This window comes from Serratia sp. Ser99, from assembly GCF_024519545.1.
Taxonomy (GTDB): domain Bacteria; phylum Pseudomonadota; class Gammaproteobacteria; order Enterobacterales; family Enterobacteriaceae; genus Serratia; species Serratia liquefaciens.
The window spans coordinates 401,895-419,862 of record NZ_JALJRT010000001.1; the positions used below are offsets into that span (position 1 = coordinate 401,895).

The 17,968-nt window shown below is 47.8% G+C and carries 20 protein-coding genes; 16 read left to right on the forward strand and 4 right to left on the reverse strand.

Features of this window, described 5'->3' with window-relative positions; all coding sequences use genetic code 11:
* Window positions 1–735 (reverse strand): phosphatase PAP2 family protein, encoded by a 735-nt coding sequence (locus NR114_RS01915; protein WP_115061067.1) that lies wholly within the window; start codon window positions 733–735, stop codon window positions 1–3.
* Window positions 736–895: 160 nt separating this feature from the next.
* On the opposite strand from NR114_RS01915, the gene NR114_RS01920 reads away from it, so the two are divergent.
* From NR114_RS01920 to NR114_RS01930, 3 genes are all read left to right on the forward strand, one after another.
* The gene (locus tag NR114_RS01920) at window positions 896–1,744 is read left to right on the forward strand and encodes a 5'-methylthioadenosine/S-adenosylhomocysteine nucleosidase (protein ID WP_129940208.1); all 849 of its coding nucleotides are present in this window, start codon (window positions 896–898) and stop codon (window positions 1,742–1,744) included.
* Between the two features lie 140 nt (window positions 1,745–1,884).
* Window positions 1,885–2,397, forward strand: coding sequence for a serine protease inhibitor ecotin (eco, locus tag NR114_RS01925; RefSeq protein WP_020826071.1), 513 nt, complete (start codon window positions 1,885–1,887; stop codon window positions 2,395–2,397).
* A 204-nt stretch (window positions 2,398–2,601) separates the two neighbouring features.
* Complete coding sequence (locus NR114_RS01930) at window positions 2,602–3,570, forward strand: threonine/serine dehydratase (RefSeq protein ID WP_129983586.1); 969 nt, start codon at window positions 2,602–2,604, stop codon at window positions 3,568–3,570.
* A gap of 213 nt (window positions 3,571–3,783) precedes the next feature.
* On the opposite strand, the gene NR114_RS01935 is transcribed toward NR114_RS01930, so the two are convergent.
* From NR114_RS01935 to NR114_RS01945, 3 genes are all read right to left on the reverse strand, one after another.
* Window positions 3,784–4,818 carry a tyrosine-type recombinase/integrase gene (locus NR114_RS01935; RefSeq protein WP_256813933.1) on the reverse strand — a complete coding sequence of 345 codons (1,035 nt, stop codon included), beginning with the start codon at window positions 4,816–4,818 and terminating at the stop codon, window positions 3,784–3,786.
* A gap of 82 nt (window positions 4,819–4,900) precedes the next feature.
* Window positions 4,901–5,911, reverse strand: coding sequence for a hypothetical protein (locus NR114_RS01940; RefSeq protein WP_256813934.1), 1,011 nt, complete (start codon window positions 5,909–5,911; stop codon window positions 4,901–4,903).
* A 51-nt stretch (window positions 5,912–5,962) separates the two neighbouring features.
* The gene (locus NR114_RS01945) at window positions 5,963–6,562 is read right to left on the reverse strand and encodes a phage repressor protein CI (RefSeq protein WP_256813935.1); all 600 of its coding nucleotides are present in this window, start codon (window positions 6,560–6,562) and stop codon (window positions 5,963–5,965) included.
* Between the two features lie 113 nt (window positions 6,563–6,675).
* On the opposite strand from NR114_RS01945, the gene NR114_RS01950 reads away from it, so the two are divergent.
* From NR114_RS01950 to NR114_RS02010, 13 genes are all read left to right on the forward strand, one after another.
* Window positions 6,676–6,906 carry a regulator gene (locus NR114_RS01950; protein ID WP_169539483.1) on the forward strand — a complete coding sequence of 77 codons (231 nt, stop codon included), beginning with the start codon at window positions 6,676–6,678 and terminating at the stop codon, window positions 6,904–6,906.
* Window positions 6,907–6,935: 29 nt separating this feature from the next.
* Window positions 6,936–7,445 (forward strand): phage regulatory CII family protein, encoded by a 510-nt coding sequence (locus NR114_RS01955; protein ID WP_256813936.1) that lies wholly within the window; start codon window positions 6,936–6,938, stop codon window positions 7,443–7,445.
* 10 nt (window positions 7,446–7,455) lie between these two features.
* Window positions 7,456–7,635, forward strand: a complete 180-nt coding sequence (locus tag NR114_RS01960) for a phage filamentation protein Fil family protein (RefSeq protein WP_256813937.1) — start codon at window positions 7,456–7,458, stop codon at window positions 7,633–7,635.
* Between the two features lie 11 nt (window positions 7,636–7,646).
* Window positions 7,647–7,949 carry a hypothetical protein gene (locus tag NR114_RS01965; protein ID WP_256813938.1) on the forward strand — a complete coding sequence of 101 codons (303 nt, stop codon included), beginning with the start codon at window positions 7,647–7,649 and terminating at the stop codon, window positions 7,947–7,949.
* Between the two features lie 63 nt (window positions 7,950–8,012).
* A complete protein-coding gene (locus NR114_RS01970) occupies window positions 8,013–8,234 on the forward strand; it encodes a DUF2732 family protein (RefSeq protein ID WP_256813939.1) in 222 nt (73 codons plus the stop codon).
* Window positions 8,234–8,464 carry a TraR/DksA family transcriptional regulator gene (locus NR114_RS01975; protein ID WP_256813940.1) on the forward strand — a complete coding sequence of 77 codons (231 nt, stop codon included), beginning with the start codon at window positions 8,234–8,236 and terminating at the stop codon, window positions 8,462–8,464. The genes NR114_RS01970 and NR114_RS01975 overlap by 1 nt, the downstream gene beginning before the upstream one ends.
* Before the next feature lie 121 nt (window positions 8,465–8,585).
* Window positions 8,586–9,347 (forward strand): Dcm methylase, encoded by a 762-nt coding sequence (locus NR114_RS01980; RefSeq protein ID WP_256813941.1) that lies wholly within the window; start codon window positions 8,586–8,588, stop codon window positions 9,345–9,347.
* Window positions 9,344–11,557 carry a replication endonuclease gene (locus tag NR114_RS01985; protein ID WP_256813942.1) on the forward strand — a complete coding sequence of 738 codons (2,214 nt, stop codon included), beginning with the start codon at window positions 9,344–9,346 and terminating at the stop codon, window positions 11,555–11,557. Before NR114_RS01980 ends, NR114_RS01985 begins: the two co-directional genes overlap by 4 nt.
* Before the next feature lie 73 nt (window positions 11,558–11,630).
* Entirely contained in the window at window positions 11,631–11,828 is a 198-nt protein-coding gene (locus NR114_RS01990) for a hypothetical protein (protein WP_256813943.1), read from the forward strand.
* Between the two features lie 14 nt (window positions 11,829–11,842).
* A complete protein-coding gene (locus tag NR114_RS01995; protein WP_256813944.1) occupies window positions 11,843–12,067 on the forward strand; it encodes a hypothetical protein in 225 nt (74 codons plus the stop codon).
* 197 nt (window positions 12,068–12,264) lie between these two features.
* Window positions 12,265–13,038 (forward strand): hypothetical protein, encoded by a 774-nt coding sequence (locus NR114_RS02000; RefSeq protein ID WP_256813945.1) that lies wholly within the window; start codon window positions 12,265–12,267, stop codon window positions 13,036–13,038.
* Between the two features lie 338 nt (window positions 13,039–13,376).
* The gene (locus tag NR114_RS02005; protein WP_256813946.1) at window positions 13,377–16,181 is read left to right on the forward strand and encodes a TrlF family AAA-like ATPase; all 2,805 of its coding nucleotides are present in this window, start codon (window positions 13,377–13,379) and stop codon (window positions 16,179–16,181) included.
* A gap of 347 nt (window positions 16,182–16,528) precedes the next feature.
* Window positions 16,529–17,968 carry a DNA cytosine methyltransferase gene (locus NR114_RS02010; protein ID WP_256813947.1) on the forward strand — a complete coding sequence of 480 codons (1,440 nt, stop codon included), beginning with the start codon at window positions 16,529–16,531 and terminating at the stop codon, window positions 17,966–17,968.

Genomic DNA, 17,968 nt, shown 5'->3' on the forward strand with positions numbered 1-17,968 from the left:
TTACCTCGTCTTGCGGCGGACAAACCCGCTCGCCATGCAATAAACAGCCAGTTGGCTGAGCCAGACCCACCAACCCGCCCACAGGTTATGGGTAAGAAAATGTGCGCCGCGCATGACCTGACCAAAACCCATCAGCATGCCGAGCACAATGCCGCCGAACCAACACCAGTAAGCCAGGCGTGGGCGTTGCGGATAAAACAGGAAAAACAGCGCCATCACGGCAAAGCCGCTGGAGGCATGACCGCCGGGGAAACAGCGGCCCGGTCCAGGTACCGCCGGTATTGCGCCGAACAGAGGGTAGGACATCGCCTTACCGCCGTATTCGATTAAATCCCAAGGGCAGGAATGTGCGCTGGTGGCTTTCAGAATCCCGACCACCAAGGGACCAATGCCGACCAGCAGCATGGTGACAATCATGCGCGGGTTACGGCGATAAATGCCCCAGAACAGCGCCAGCACCGCACCGGTAATCACGCCGATTTTCAGCAGGCGGTGGTTAATCAAGTCCAGCCAGTGATTGTTCTGCCACGGAAAATGCCCGCTGGCGGCGTCGAACCAGTAATTGCTGATGGCCCAGTCCAGCTGTTCATTGCGCGACAGCCAAAGGAACAGCAACCCACTGGCTATCAACCCAAAAACCTGCCAACGGTAAAAGGATGCCGGCAGCGAGTAAAGGGCGTTAGTCTGAATTTGGGGTGTTGTTGAGGATTGATTTAGTGAAGGTTTTGGATTCACGCAGGGCTCAGATTCAATCAGAGTGATAGAGAGCCCCACTGTAATAATTCTGTCTTAAGAAAACCTTAATACCCGGGCAAGCCTGCTGCGAGAAAGGGATAGGCGAGCTATCGGCTTTCCGTTAAGGTAATCGTTTGCTTTTTATTGGGAAGATGTGGCGATGACAAAAAAATTGAATCTTGTGCTGTTGGCGGCCTGTGGCGCGCTGATTTCTCCTCTGACGGTGGCGCAGCAGGGCGTTGCCCCCGGGCCGATTGTGGTTCAGGGCGCAATGCCGGTGGAGGCGGAACGTTTCGCCCAACGTCTGGACAACCCGCGTGAAGAACAAATTGGCGGCTGGCGCTTCTGGCGCGGCACCGTGGACGGTTATCCGGTAGTGGTGTCGGAAACGCTGAAAGGCATGTCTAACGCGGCGGCGGCTACGGCGATCGCCGCGACCCAGTTCCGCCCTGTGGCGATCATCAATCAGGGGACTGCCGGCGGCCACGATCCTGCGCTGAAAGTGTATGACATCGTGCTGGGAAAATATTCGGTTAGCCTGGGCGCGTTTAAAACGCCGAAAAAAGCACAGGGCGAAGGCAGTGATTCACGGCAGTGGCAACCTATGGATTTGCTGGCTTCGAAAGGCAGCGCCGGTGAGGATAAAAATCCCCATACGATCCGTCAATTCCCGGCAGACGCTAAACTGTTGGCGATAGCGGAGAGCGTTAAGGGCAGCTACGCGCAGGGCAAGGTCGTTGAAGGAGTGATTGGCTCCGCCGACGTCTGGAACAGCGAACTGGATCGCATTCGTGACTTCCGCGAAAAATATCATACCTCGGTAGAAGAGATGGAAACGGCTTCCGCCGCTCAGATAGCCGCGGCTTTCAATATTCCTTTTGTCGGCATTCGCGTCCTGTCCAACAATATTACCAACCAGGGTAAATACGATCCGCAGACCGGGCTGGCGTGTCAGGATTATGTCTACCAGGTGGTGAAGGCTTATATCGCTGAAAACGCATCTCGCTGATTGCTTATCCTGATTTGTGGTCGGCATTCTGGTTGTTGTTGCTAACCATTGTCCATTGTAAAGAAGATTAAACTGCTGGCGAGCTTGTCAGTAGTGTATTAGCTTATGGGCGAAGCATTTAATCATTGTAGGGATAAAACATGAACAAGGCATCCGTCGTATTTTCCGGCCTGCTGATGGCCGTTTCCGCCAGCGCCATTGCTGCCACCTCTGCCGAAGACACCGATATCAGCAAACAGCCGCTGGAAAAGGTCGCACCATACCCTAAAGCGGAAAAAGGTATGAGCCGTCAGGTGATTTACCTGCCTAAACAGGAACACGAAGAGAACTTCAAGGTGGAACTGCTGATCGGCAAAACGCTGGAAGTGGACTGCAACCACCACATGATCGGCGGCACGCTGGAAAGCAAAACCCTTTCCGGCTGGGGCTATGACTATCTGGTGTTGGAAAAACTGTCCGATCCGGCCTCCACCTTGATGGGGTGCCCAGACAATAGCAAACAGCAGAAATTTATCGCTGCCAATTTGGGTGACGCGTCCATGCAGCGTTACAACAGCCGCTTGCCGATTGTGGTCTACGTGCCGAAAGACGTGGAAGTGAAATACCGCGTGTGGAAAGCCGAAGAGACGGTGAGCAAGGCCGAGCAGAAATAATATCGATGCGTGCTAACCATTAGCACGGCTAAGTCATTACCGAATAAAAGCCCGTTTGGGGGAGTGCATTGCGCCGTTGGCCATAGCCCCCCAAACGGGCTTTTTTTGTGTGTCGCACAGTGGGGTATAGCAATAGAAAACGGCAGTAAAAGTATGTAGTTTGGTGTCGATACACAGCAACGCAATCTACCTAACTGGGCCAACATGACAAAATTAATTGAATTTAACGCCATCATTGAAGCAGCGGAGCGTTTATCTGAGAAAGTGATTCGCACTCCGGCCATTCCCGGTTCGAAACTGGCTGAAAAGATCCAGCGGCCCGTCTTCCTGAAGCTGGAAAACACCCAGCTTGGCGGCTCTTTTAAAGCCCGAGGGGTGCTTAACAAATTTTTGAAACTGGCGGATGAGCTTAAAGATAACCGGTTTGTTGCGGTGAGCGGCGGTAATTTTGGTATTGCGATCGCCGAGGCTGCGAAAATCTTTGGCGCTGACGTCACCATTATTATGCCACCCAGCGCACCCTCAACCGCTATCGCCCGGGTCCGTCAGTTGGGCAGTAGCGTCATGATAGAAACGGATGTTCATGCGGCGTTTGAGCGAGCGAAGGCCTTGGCAGCCGAAGGTTATGTGGTTATCGATGACTGTAACGATTCGCTGATAGCCGAAGGGCATGGCACCCTGGCACTTGAGTTTATCGCCGATTGTCCTGATTTAACCGATGTTTTTGTTGCTGTAGGTGGCGGTGGCATGCTGGCCGGTGTGGCGACGGCGCTGAAAACCATCAAGCCGGAGATCAGGATTTGGGGTGTTGAAACTGCGGGCGCCAATTCAATGCATCAGGCGCTTGGCGCGGGGAAACCTGTCGAGATTGAGGTCACGTCCATTATTTCCACGCTGGGGGTGCCCGTCATTGATGAAATGATGCTTGCGCATGCTCAAGCTTATGTCGAAGACATAGTGGTTGTTTCAGATAAGGCTGCCATCGAAGGGATGATCGCTTTTGGCGAAGAGGCTAAGCAGTGGGTCGAATTGGCTTCCGGAACGCTCATTCCCGCTGTGCTGGCTATTGCGCCCAAGCTGCCCGCCAATGCGGTGATCGGGATGGTGGTGTGCGGTGGGAATATATCCCATCGGGACATGGCGAAATGGGTGAGTTATTCGCGCAATCTTTGAGTTCATCGCAATTTTCGGATGAGTGACGCTGCCTATAAGTCACGTCTGAGCATCAATGAATTTAATGGTTTTGTTGGGCCGAACCACCGGCTCACTTTATTTCAGGCAACAAAAAACCCGATTTCCTCACAGCAACAATAAAATCAATAACTTATTGTTTTTTCAATAGGTTGTTATGACGGTGTGGGGTGAGGAAATACGGGGATTGCCAACCTATGCCGCCACTTTGTCGCCACTTGGCATAGTCGCTAGCGGGTTGAATTGCAGGGCCGTTTCGAGGTGTTCCGGTGCAAGATGAGCATAGCGCATTGTCATCTTGATATCATGGTGGCCGAGGATGCGTTGCAGTACCAAAATGTTACCACCAGACATCATAAAGTGCGCTGCAAAGGTATGGCGTAACACATGAGTAAGCTGGCCTTTGGGTAGCTGAATACTGGTACTCTCAAGCGCAGCCATAAAGCGGAAATAGCACTCGCTGAACAATCGGTCATCACCCCGCGTTTCCAGCTTTTTATACAATGCTTTGCTGATCGGAACGCTGCGGTTCTTTTTGCCTTTGGTACGGATGAAGGTGATTTTATAAGGCGTTATCTGTGAGCGAGCTAGGTTTTCTGCTTCTCGCCAACGCGCACCTGTGCTGAGACACACCTCGACCACAAGAGGTAAGTTAGAATCTCCTTTGCTGCAGGCTGCTAACAGCTCTAAGATTTGCGCATGGGTCAGCCACGCCATTTCTTTCTCTGCTACTGTGAACTTGCGCATGTTCTCTAACGGATTGGGTTGGTTCCATTCGCCAAGCCGGGCCAGCTCGCTGAACATGCCACTTAGGTAGCTTTGTTCAAGATTGACGGTGACAGGTTCTGCGCCGTTCTTCCACTTCTCGGAAAAGTAGATTTCGCCGGACAAACGCTTGTCGCGGTAATGTGCAAAGTCTTTTGCGGTGAAGGTAGCAGCAAGGGGATCGCCCAGGGCCTCAATGACGAGGCATAGTTTTTTGTAAGTGCGTTCGCCAGCCGTGAGGGATTGGCCGTGTAAGTTGTACCAAAGCTTGGCTACCTCACTCAGCTTACGGCGATCAATAGTCTCGCCTAACCACGGTTTGTTATCTACCTGCTCCATAGTGAAGCGCTCAAATGCCAAGGCTTCACCTTTGGTTGCGAACTGCTTACGTACCCTGCGGCCTTCACGGCCAGCAGGGTAGCACTCACATAACCACTTACCGGATGATTGTTTCCGAACTGCCATTGTAACCCCTCCTGAAATTGGGGTATATTTAACTGTGTGTAATTACAGTGGTCAATGTTTGATTTATTAACAGAAAACATTCTTATTTTGTTGTGGATTTAAACAGGCTTGGACGTGGGGCATTCTTTTTAGCTAGAGAGTGCTTATAATCATTGTAAGCCTCCTCAAGGGAGTTAGATGCTTTAGATGCAAAACTACGTTGTTTTTTTTGTTCTGTTAGTACCATATTGTCAAATGTATCTCTTAAGAAATAATAACGTGACTCTTTGATTTGTGAGTAGAAAACAATGACATCATCAATGTCAAAATGTTTGTTTATTATTTGAAATATCTTTTTTATGATAAAGAGTAAGTTTTCAATTCTTTCTTTTAATTGATCTTCATTATTATGCTCAGTTACAATCATGACTGTAAAATGATCATTTTTTGCTACGGCAAGGTTATTTATCCTTTTAGGTGGGATGATTATAGATAGTTCACTTTCTATATTGTATATCGAATGTAGGATTTGAGTTAAAGCTAGTATGTTATTAGCTTCGTCAAATGAGAGTGTTCTTAACTCTATTAGCCGTTTGTTTATTTCATTTAATCCATCAACCAGTTTGTCAGTTATGGTATTTAACCTTTCCACACTAATTCCATTTTCATATGATGAACCTCTAAATAGATTGTCATATAATAGATAGGAATCATTGATACCATATTCAATATCTTCATGGCCAACTCGCAGGGTCTTTTTGGGTATGTTTCCAAAAGCCTCTATCATAAATTTATGGTGAGCAAAAAAACTATCTGTTGTGTTTTTTCTTCGAGAGGATTGTATTTGCTCTGCTGTTTGAATTGTTCGGTGTATGTGAGCCACAATCGCTACAAGAGGAATGGATAAAGATAGGACACCCATAGGTAATTTATAGAGATTAAGGAATATATCATATCCCTTTGATGAAAAATCAATGTTGGTTTCCAACCATAAAGGAATGCATAGTATTATTGATGTAATAAAAGGTATTAGGATTGATAAGCGGAATAGCCATTGTTCTGATAGTTTTCTGTCATCTAATTGTAGAAAACCTTGTTTCTTTTTTTTTGCCATGGAAATTTTCCCTAAGATTACTTTTTATTGTTTTTTCTTGAAAGCTAACAATCATATCGGTGTGCATATTTTTAACATCTTTGCGATTGCATTGATCTCGGATATATTGCAAGCGAACGTATGGTTTTTATCAGATACATTCACTTTTTTTCCAGGTATACGTACTAGCTCTCTAATGCTGATGTTGTCATCAATATCAATAAGCCAAGTACCATCGTATACCTCATCATAAGCTAGGGAAGCAATGTACTGAATATTTCCATCAATAACTAAAAGAGGGTTTTTGATACTGTCAGGTAGAAATGACTTATCCAATAAAAGCGTTTCTCCATCGTAAAGTTTTCTATCAACCAATTTCTTACTTGGCACGGCTAATGCTGAAGGTGCAGAAACAACATTCTGCTCAAAAATTTCACCCTGGCCGTAAGTGAGCCACCGCAATGATGCCCCTGTGTCTAAAGCACATTTCAGTACATACTCGGCAGGGAAAGAGTCTCGCACCTGACGGTTAGATAATGCGCTAGCTGTCACACCCAACGCATCGCATAAGGCAAGTTTTGTCTTAACTCCGTAAGCCTCAACCATCCTTTCGATAGCTGCTTTAGCACCCTGATTAAATCCCATACACCACCAAAACAAAGTAAATTTCATTGACTAATCCGATTCGGGGTATTAAATTTACCTCGAAACGGAGTTTTTGGCATTAAACGCCATTAACCACCACTTAACGCGACCCGCCACAGGTCATCGGAGGATCTTGCACTATGCGTAAAAACATTTCAATCACGGTTCCTACACCGCACGTAACCATAGAAAAATACTGTGAACTCACAGGGTTATCTAAGAATACTGTAGATGACATGCTCGCGGATGGGCGTTTGTCATCATACCGCCATCGCTTAGGTACTGGTGCAAAACGAGAGAAAGTACTCATCAACATGGTGAAGCTGACGCTCAATGCACTCTCGGAATGTGAATTTACAGTAACTGTTTGAGATGTTGCCAGACGCAAAAGGGGAGAGGAATGTTTGATTTTGAAGTTTCAAAACATCCACATTTTGAGATGGCGTGTCGCCAGTTTGCTGTTCGGCAAAACCTTGTGCGCGTTGCTGAACAGATTGAAATGAAGCCACAGATGCTGCGCAACAAGCTGAACCCAGATCAACCGCATCAACTGAGTTGCACCGAACTATTGGTAATCACTGATGCAACAGAAGATTCCAGTTTGGTAGATGCCTTGCTGGCACAGTTGAACTGTTTACCTTCAGTGCCAATCAATGAGGCATGTGCTGGAAACATATCCACCTATGCATTGAAAGCAACGGCAGCAGTAGGTTCTGTTGCGGCGGCGGCGGTAGATGGCGATCACAAAACAGCATCTCGTAAATCCGCTTTACTTGATAGCGTCAATACGGCGATCCGCCATTTGTCGCTAATCGGCCTGACCGTTCAAAACCGTATCCAATCCACCCCGGCGCTTGCCTCCACTGTTGATGTGATTAGCGGGTTGAGTGCAGTTGCTGGTTTAAGTTGAGGTGATCACTGTGCCTATCTCAATCGCTCCACTACTGAAACAGCAAAGCCCATCGCGCCATTTTGAAAACGGCTTTATTGAACTGCCGGGCGGTAAACGCTGGCGGCCACGTCACGATCAGGCTGCATTGCTGCGCGGTCTGTCTACTGCAAAACCGGTGCAACTGCTGCGCCGTTTGCTCTGCCATTAATTGGGGTTGATATGTTACTGGCAACGGATGACCAAAAAGCTATCGGCATTAAGCGAATTTCCCAGATTAAGCGTGATCTGTTCGCGCATAGAAAGAACGTGGCGCAAGAGGCTTTTGATAAATCACCGGGGCATATCCGCAGAACGGTTTGTTTTCATGCTGGACTGAAAGAAAAACATGTAAGCATGAAATTTGAAGAAATGAGTTATACCGAACGCCAGAAATTAATATGGGCGTTTAATGACCTTATAGATTTATCAAAAACCTTGCCGCGATTTATCAGTAATGATGATTGTGAATTAAACACTAATTAACTGCATTGCGTAATTCTGGCGTTAACCCGCCGGGCATCGCTTTGCCTGAAATAAGGATTAACAATGAAATTTGAAACCGCTAAAGACGTTTACGAATTGCCATTAGACGTAATGTTACACGATGTCCGCATGGATGAACGCCGCAACAGAGCTGAAGTAATGTCTTCTCGCCTTAATGTACTTGCTTGGAGGATAACAAGCGGTGAACTCAATCATGTTGAAGCGGCGGAGCTTTTGCGGCAGGAAGCGAAAAGATATCAGCACCAAGCGCAGGAGCTGCACTAATGGCCGATTCAATGGACTACTCGCAAGAGACTCAGGCGCTATTGCTTGAAACGCAGATCTCCAATGCCCGTCAGCCCTCTGCGCTGCCGTCTGCGTTCGTGTGTGAAGAATGTGACGCTCCGATCCCTGCTGCACGTCGTGAGGCTGTTCCCGGTGTTTATACCTGCGTGGGCTGCCAGCATCTTCGTGAGGTAAAAGGTCACCTTTTTATTTTCTCGGGGATTGCATGATCGAGTTCTCTATTTTATTCGGCCTGCTGCTTTTGGTATCAGGCCATTTTATTGCTGCGGATTTGAGTGATTCAGAATTCATGCGCCGCCCAGAAAACCAAAATTACGATTAGGAAATAAAATGAAAAAGGCAATATTCCTTTATGACTTTACCGGCCTTATGGCTCAGCCATGGATTGAAGCCGGGTATGAATGCTGGTGTTTTGACGGCCAGCATGAATCAGGCGTTATCAGGGAGGGTAATCATATCAAGGTGGGTATGTGGTTTAGTGCGGCTGACAAACTGGCGCAAGCAAGGAAAATCACTGACCTGGTGGGGGATGGCGTAGAAATAGTGATTGGTTTTCCCGAGTGTACGGACTTGACCGTTGCCGGAGCCAGGCACTTCGAGAATAAAAGACAGGCGAATCCATTATTCCAACTTGAAGCGGCTGAGTTGGCTGATTTGGTTCGTATAGTAGGTTTGCTCAGTGATGCACCTTGGGCATTTGAGAACCCCGTGGGTGTTCTGTCGACCATGTACCGCAAGCCGGACTTTGCTTTCAATCCCTGTGACTTTGCAGGTTATTTGCCCGAATGGGATTTACACCCCGTTTACCCTGATGTTTATCCTGGGCGTGACAGATACAACAAAACAACAAATATTTGGTGCGGTGGCGGTTTTGTCCAACCACAGACGAAGCGCATCGAACCGGAATTTAAATATAATCCCGGTTGGAAATTATGCGGTGGTAAATCAAAGCGGACAAAGAACATCCGAAGCACAACGCCAAGGGGATTTGCCAGGGCGGTTTTCCTGGCGAATGGCTATAAGCACTGTTCTTCGTGCAATGAACGCTACTGTGGTAACTGCATCCACGGTAATGGTGCAGAAGTTCAATGAGCCAGGCAGTTTCTGCTTACGCTTACCCATGGAATGCACCGCGCCCGGCAATCGCCGGGCCGGTAAGATCGCTTACCCGTGAGGAACATGCTCAGGGGCAAGCGGTTTTACGCAAGATCCACTCCCTACCGCGCTTTCTCAGCGCTATTTTCCTTTCACGCCATGATTATTTGCTGAAATCAAAAGGGCTGCATGATGCCAATAAATGGCTGGTGTTCCAGTTTGAGCGCCGCATCTGGCCCCGCATTGAGGCTGTGAACGCCAGGAACGGAATGAACCTTGCAGCTTCAGCACGCTGGATGGCGGAGGTTGATAATTATGCGGGCTTGCCGGGTATGGATGACAAAGAGCTAAAGCGCCTTGCGGATCGCGTGGCCGGCCAACTGCTGTCAATCTATGAGGGCTGCTGTGAAGAGTTCATCGAGCGCAACGGCGGAGACAATACAGGGCTGTTGGAAGACTGTACTCAGGCCGATTTTTATGGTCTTACCGCACCGATGGCCCGCGCCTTCAACATCACCCCGATGTACTGGAGCAAATATCGCAAAGGCAAACTGGATGCCCGGTCAGCGATTGCCAGCCTCTCACGCTTGGTTAACGCGGAATGGTGGGAGCGCCAACTAAAAGCCCAGCGTACCCGCTGGCGCGAGGCGTTGCTGATTGCCGTCGGCAATGTGAACCGTGGAACGTCGTCCTATGCCAGCAAGCAGGCGATCCGTGAAGTGAAAGCACGTCGCCAGTCTAACCTTGATTACCTCAACAGCCGCGAGTTGGAGAACATTGAAACCGGCGAGCGATTCAGCCTGATCGATAAGGTCATGGCGAGTATCTCTAACCCGGAGATCCGCCGTATGGAGCTAATGACGATTGTTGCCGGGGTTCAACAGGCGGCCGAGATTAAGGGTGACAAGGGGATGTTTATCACTATCACCACGCCATCCAAATATCATCCGACACGTACCGTAGGTAAAAACAGCCCGAAGGTGCAGTTTAACCATAATTGGGATGAAGAAACGTACACGCCAAAAGACGGCCAGCGCTATCTTGTGGACTTGTTTAGCAATATTCGGACGGCGTTTAAAGACTACGGGCTGCAGGTTTACGGCGTGCGCGTTGTCGAGCCGCATCACGATGCAACGCCGCATTGGCATATGATGCTGTTTACCTCCAAAGAGCAGCGTCAGCCTGTGATCGATATCATGCGGCGCTATGCCATGGCCGAGGATGGAGACGAGCGCGGCGCAGTGAAGAATCGTTTCGACTGCAAGCACCTGAACAAAGGTGGCGCGGCGGGCTATATCGCCAAATACATCGCCAAAAATATCGACGGTTACGCACTGGATGGCGAGCGTGACCATGAAACCGGCGAGCTGTTGACCGAGACGGCCGCCGCTGTCACCGCGTGGGCCTCCACGTGGCGCATTCCTCAATTTCAATTCATTGGCCTGCCGTCGCGTGGCGCGTGGCGTGAATGCCGCAAAATTCGCTCTGTCAGTCTGGCCGATGAGTTTGACGACAGTGTGGAGGCGGTACGTGCTGCCGCTGATGCCGGTGATTTTGCCGCCTACATTCTGGCCCAGGGCGGCACCAATGTTTCCCGCGACGATCAGACAGTGCGTGTTGCCCGCAGGGTTGCTGACGAACCCAACGCCTATGACGAAGAAGTCCAGAAAATCGCGGGGATTTATGCCCCACATATTGGCGCAGAACGCATCTATGAAACTCGTACGACTCAATGGCGTATCGTCGCTAAAGCTGTTGCCGTTGAGCCTTTGACTTTGAAAAGCGCCTCTGGCGCGCCTCGGAGTCCTGTCAATAACTGTGGGTTGGTCGATAGCAAAGGCGCTACAAATTCGCAGGATAGTGAGCCTGTAGAGGCCGTGGCGGTGCTGGAACACTCACCGGAAACACCGATTGACTGGAATGATATGACCGTTACACGGTCTGTTATGAGCCGTATACGGGCTATTCCGTCGCAGATAAAGAAATCACAACGTAGTTTTGATCCTTATCAGGTGCCAGAACTGGCCCCATCAGCAAGATTGACTCCGGCAGAACGTGATCGGCTGAGCGGAATTCGGGCAGATTTGGCCCAGCACGACATTGCCGCCCAGCGCTGGGAGCTGGAAGCGTTAGCGCGTGGTGCTAAAGTTAAATTCGGTGATATTTCAACGCAGTATGAACAGGTTAATGATTGGGCAGGTTTTTAATAATTGGTTGCGGAAGCAAAACTTATGGTTGATACTGTATATGCATACAGTTATTGGGCATCGGAGGAACAGGGTGCATTTACCAGCAGTGGAAGAAATGGTTGTTTTGGAACGTATTGAACTCATCGCCCGTCTGGGGGGGTGTTATGAGAGCCAGGCAAAAGATAAAGACATAGCATTGATATGGATTTCAGAACTGGCCGGGGAGATGAAGACCAACATCAGCTCAGAAAAAGCAGCGGCGATCCAACAGCTTGCGACTATTTCTTGATCCATAGGTGACGTATGAAAGGAGAATTGCATATGGCCGGAGCGTTCATGGATGCGTTGAAAACAACCGATAAAGGCCGCAGGATTAAGACAGTAGACTTTTTACACGCAGCGACAAAGCAAGGAACGCACGTTACCCCGCAGGAGGAAAACTACTACATAAAAAATAGGCCTGGCCATGTTTTCAAATTGATTGAAGAGGGCCGTTATCAGCACAATACATACCTTTATCTGTGCTAAAAATTGTATTAGTTCAGACTTGATCTCACATTGTCACAGCACAGGGCTTAACCTAATAAGGCAGCTTTGTGCTGGAGCGGACATTTCTTATTCCTCATTGTAAAAATCATAATGCTAACTAGTGGGGACTATAAGTTGTCAATCGACAGTATTGTATTTATTTTATGACTCATAAGTTAAATTGTAGGCGTTGTTATATGGATATTAATGAATTTCCATCGGGAGTAATCGAACATCTTGGCTGGTATGTATACCGCCTAATTGACCCGAGGGATGGGAGTACGTTCTACGTAGGAAAAGGGAAAGGTAATCGTGTCTTTGCTCATATGCGTGGTGAGGTTGCAGCAGTGGATGATGATGAGCTACTGAGTAACAAACTCAAGCAACTTCGAGAGATCAGATTAGCAGGTCTTGAGGTTATCCATGTTATCCATCGGCACGGTATGGCTGAAGAAAAGATCGCTTACGAGGTTGAAGCAGCACTCATAGACGCCTATCCCGGTTTAACTAACATCATGAGCGGTGCTGGCAGTAATGAGTTCGGTGCTGCACACATCAAAGAGTTAATCGCTACGTACCAACCTGAAACAATTACGTTCCAACATAAGACGCTGATGATATCGGTTAACAGGAGTTCAAAGGATATTGACCTCTATGATGCTGTACGTTTTAGCTGGCGTGTCAGCGTTGAACGCGCTCGTAAGGCTGAGGTCATACTGGCGACAGTAAGAGGAATCGTGAGGGGGGTATATATTGCTGATGAGTGGCTCAAGTCTACCCGTGAGAATTTCCCTGAGTTACCTTCATGGGATGCAGACGATGAGTTCGAAGCGACTCAAAGTTCCCGCTTTGGATTCCGGGGTAGGGTGGCATCTCCTGAGATCACACAGCTTTATATAGGTAAGAAGATCCCTGATGACCTCAGAAAGAAAGGTGCTATGTCTCCTGTGAGATATTCTCCAGGGTTTTGATTTCTGAATGGGGCTGAATTTCGGATTGTAGTCACTTCTCGCGTATGACGACCGTGGGAGCCCTTTGTAATAGTCCCCTCCGTGCCAGAAGTGGTGACCTGCCCCTAGGATTAGATACAACGCTCAGTTAGTAATGTCGAAGGCATCGGCACGGGAATTACAGATAACCCCCTGACTGATCGCGAGCGTACGGGGAGGAGCTGGCCGCAAGCGGCCACGTTTATGTGATTGTAAATGCTTGGATTAAATATTAGTTTATGAGCTATATCTTGATCTTGACGGCCCGGTCGCGAAAGCAGGGTATCCATTTCTGACGAACATGTTGAACGGAGATAACAGTGAAGCGATTCCCTAATGGCTCGGACTGGCGTAAATGGGATCTGCATGTGCATACCCCTCAGTCATCACTTCAGAATTTATATGGCGGCGACTGGGAAGCTTACCTTTCTGCGATTGAAGCGTTTGGTGATGAGGTTGCCGTAATGGGCGTTACCGATTACTGCACGATTACGGGTTATGAGAGGCTGCTCACATATCGCGCGCAGGGCCGGATATCCAATATAGAGGCCGTTTTTCCTAATATAGAGTTTCGCATTACGCCAGAAACGCAGAAAGATAAAGGCGTGAATATCCATCTGATCGTCAATCCTGCAGATGCCGATCACGTCGACAAAATAAAGTATGCTCTGGGCCGGCTTCATTTTCGCTACGGCATGCAGAATTACTCCTGTAGCGATAAGCAACTGACTGAACTGGGCATTGCCGTAGCGGGTAGTTCCTCTCCGGAAAAAAGTCTGCGTGACGGCATAAATCAGTTCAAGCCCTCTTTTGACGCTTTCGAGTCGTGGCTGAGGAATGAAACTTGGCTGCGGGATAATGCTGTTATCGTTGCTTCTAACAGTTCAGGAGACGGTATCTCCGGCCTCCGCGACAGCGGCCTTCTTGCTGTTCGGCAGAATATCTATCGCCTGGTGGATGCGATATTTTCCGGTAATCCGCAGGATTGTGACTATTTTCAGGGACGGGGCAGCGACAGCAAGACTGACGTAATAAACAAATACGGCAAGCTGCTTCCCTGCGTTCACGGCTCGGATGCACACGAAGTGTCCAAAATTTTTCGTCCCGACCATGATCGTTTTTGCTGGATTAAGGCTGATCCGACCTTTGAGGGTTTAAAACAAGTACTCTACGATCACACCCGCGTCAGGATTCAGAAGACGTCCCCCAATACAAAAACGCCTTATCAGTATATTAAGCACGTCTGCTTCACCGATCGCAGTGGCCATGCGCTTTTTTCAGACCAGCCTGTTCATTTTAGCCCCGACCTGAATGCAATTATAGGCGGAAAGTCTTCAGGGAAATCCCTGTTGCTTTATCACATGGCGCGGGCCATCAACTCTGGTGAGGTCAGTGAAAAGATCCTACTCTCCGGACAGGCGGTCTATGATGACTTCAGCAATCTCAATGTTGAGGTGACATGGGGAAACGGAGAAGTAAGTTCATTACAGGGGGAGGACAGCCGGCCTGTTACCTACATTCCACAGCTGTATATCAATCACCTCGCCGAAAGTAGTGGGCAGCTCCAGCTAAATCTGTTGGTCGAAGATATTCTTCATCAGAATGACACCTTCAAGGCTTTTGCAACGGAAAATGCGGCACAGCGCGAGACGGCTTTGCGGGCTATAAAAACCAGAATTGATTACCTTACCGAGCTGCGTAAAAAATACACTGAATGCAGCAAAGAAATGGAGAAGTACGGCACGGAAAAGGCGGTGTCCGATGAAATCCATCGGCAGGAGCAGAAAATTGCCCAGTTGAGAAAACAGGCGTCATTTACGCCGGATGAAGAAAAACAGTATATGGCGCTCAGATTGCGCACGGACAGCCTTCACTCCCGCCGGCGCGCGATAACTGACCTCACTGAAGCCAACAGCAACCTGAAAGAAAGTCTTCACCGGCATACCGGGAGCACAATACAGAGCCTTACCGATAAACTCAGGCTGGATTGCCCGCTGTCTGAAAACTCATCTTTTCTGGAAAAAAGCCTCTGCCAACTTGAGGCCAGACTTTCAGCAGCAGTCAGTGATTTTATGGATTTCAATGAGGCCCGTTTCAGCAGCACACCTGCGCGGCTAAAGCAGATTGATGCCGAAAACACCGTTAGGCAGGAAACTCTGCTTCCCCTGTCGGTAAAAATTACCGATCAGGAAACGCTTAAAGTGGCCATGGCTGCGATGGAAAAGGAAAAAGAAAAACTCAGACAGCTGCTGCAGCTGTCTGAACGACGTCAGTCAATTTCACAAGAAGGTAATGATACAAAAAGCCAGCTTCAGGCGGAATATGCTCGCTTGACAGACCTGTACCGGGCTTACGTGACCGAGCTTAGCAAGCCTGAATACCATCCCGAAGGTGAAATCAGCGTTACTGCACGCATATCCTTCAATGCGGAGAAGTTTGAACGTTTCACCGGTTGTTTTGACCGACGTGGAAATATAAACCCTTTACTAGGCGAACTAGCCAATCCGAAAGGCGGCTACGCGTTTTCCGCCGATCGCCACGCAGCTACGATAGCAGGTATCTACGACAGGTACAGAAACGGCAGCGTTGTTCCCTCTCTCCGTAAAGGCATTGAGGATTCTGATATCCTGGATTACCTGTTCGATGACTGTTACCTAATCGATTTTTCTGTCCGTTACCGGAACGATGACATTGTGCAGATGTCTCCAGGCAAGAGGGGTCTGGTACTGCTTAACCTTATCCTCCATCTGAGCAATTCGCAGCACCCTATCCTTATTGACCAGCCTGAGGACAATCTTGACAACCGGACGATTTATTCCCAGCTTAATGATTTCGTCAGGCTGAGAAAGGCCGACCGTCAGATCATCATGGTGACGCACAATGCCAACCTCGTAGTAGGAACTGATGCCGAATGCGTGATTGTTTCTAACCAGAGCGGGCAGCGATCGGGCATTGAGAACAGTGAAAACCGGTTTGAATATTATACCGGCTCACTGGAATGTTCATTTACCTCGCCGGACGATTCGGGTCGCCTCCATACCCGAGGCATCAGAGAGCACGTTTGTGAAATTCTGGAAGGCGGGATCCAAGCCTTCAAGGAAAGGGAACGCAAGTATGGTCTGTAAACCGGAACGGTGCCCGTCTGATACAACGGCAAACAAGCATCTGGCCTCACTCTCTGCCTTTCAGGCGCATGTCATCGTCTCTTACGAGGAGCTACTGGTTTGGTTCGTCGCTGGGAGATTGTGTTCAATGTAATGGAAATACTTTGTCGCCATGAATGAAACGTCTGCTCCTCGTTCAGAGCGGACTGTCAGATTTGATTGTGTGCTGCTAGATAATGCTGCGAGCTCAAGTCTGAGCTAAATACAGCAAAATACCCTATGCATGCATTAGATGCATGAATTCGCATGATGATCCGGCGTGATTTTTCCTCCCGCAATGCCAGCGCTGGCGCGGATCGCGTTGGATCATGCAACTGCATCAAAAGCGACACATGAAGCGGGCAGGCGAGGCGGGGATAGCATTGCGCGTATGTGCAGTTACAGATACTTTACAGATGCCATCCTTGCGTTGTGGTGATATTATATTGCGTGTTCTTTTATTGAAAGGTTTGAAAGTAATGGCGAGAAGCGATAATGTTATTTCTTTGTTTTCCGGGGCCGGTGGTTTTTCATTTGGTTTTTCAAATGCAGGATTAAAACCAGTATTTGGTGCTGAAATAGACACTGACGCATGCGAAAGCTACGAAAATAATGTGGGAAGTACTTGTCATAAAGTAGATCTTTCGTCAGTTGATCCTGGTTATTTTAAAAAAATACTAAAAGATAAATCACCATTTGCCATAATTGGTGGGCCACCTTGTCAAGGGTTTAGCTCCGCTGGTGTAAAAAAAGAAGGAGATCCTCGAAATTCGTTGATCTTTAATTATTTGAAAATTGTTGCTGAAGTGAGTCCTCAGTGGTTTATTTTTGAGAATGTTGAGGGGATTCTTACCTCCGGAAAAAGCCAGGATTTGCCAAGGTTAGTAAGTGAATTCATAAAGCTTGGATATTATATAAAGGTTGAGAAGGTCAATCTCGCGGGTTATGGTGTTCCTCAGACAAGGAAACGTGTTTTTATTATTGGGAATAAAATGGGAATAGATTTTGATTTCCCTAAAATGTGTTTTTCTTTTGACTCAGGTAAATCAAAGGGGAGTAATGGTTCTGTTTCTGCACCATCAATCTTGGATGCCATTAGTGGCTTAGGTGTTGCTAGTAATAAAAAAGATTCAACTGTTCACTATGAAAATCAGCATTTTTTAAATGAATACGATAAGCTGATGAGAGTGAATAACACCGAAAATACAATAAGTTTACATTATAACAACACAACACCCGAAGATGCTACACGATTCTCTCTTTTGGGCCAAGGTCAATCGATGAAAGATCTGCCACAAGAGTTTTGGCACGATAGTTTTAAACGAAGGGCTAATAGGAGAGTAAGTGATGGAATTCCAACTGAGCGGAGAGGTGGAGCTCCATCAGGAATAAAAAGATTATGTGGCTCATTACAGAGTTTAACCATTACAGGTGCAGCGAATAGAGAGTTTATTCATCCAATTTATAATAGAGTTTTAACTATACGCGAGTGTGCAAGATTACAAAGCTTCCCTGACCATTACGATTTTTCTGGTAATAGCGGCAGTGCTATGCAACAAATAGCTAATGCGGTACCACCTTTAGCAGCTGAGGTTTTTGCTAATCATTTGAAAATGTTGGATGGGAAATTTGGTTCTGATCTTGGTTGTCATAAATTTAAAACAAACCCATGCCTACTAGGTTACAAACTGACAGAATCATTAGGTATGAGTCCTGCATTGAAAGAAACTGATAAACACTTAAGTTTATTGATGAATATTAAGGATTGA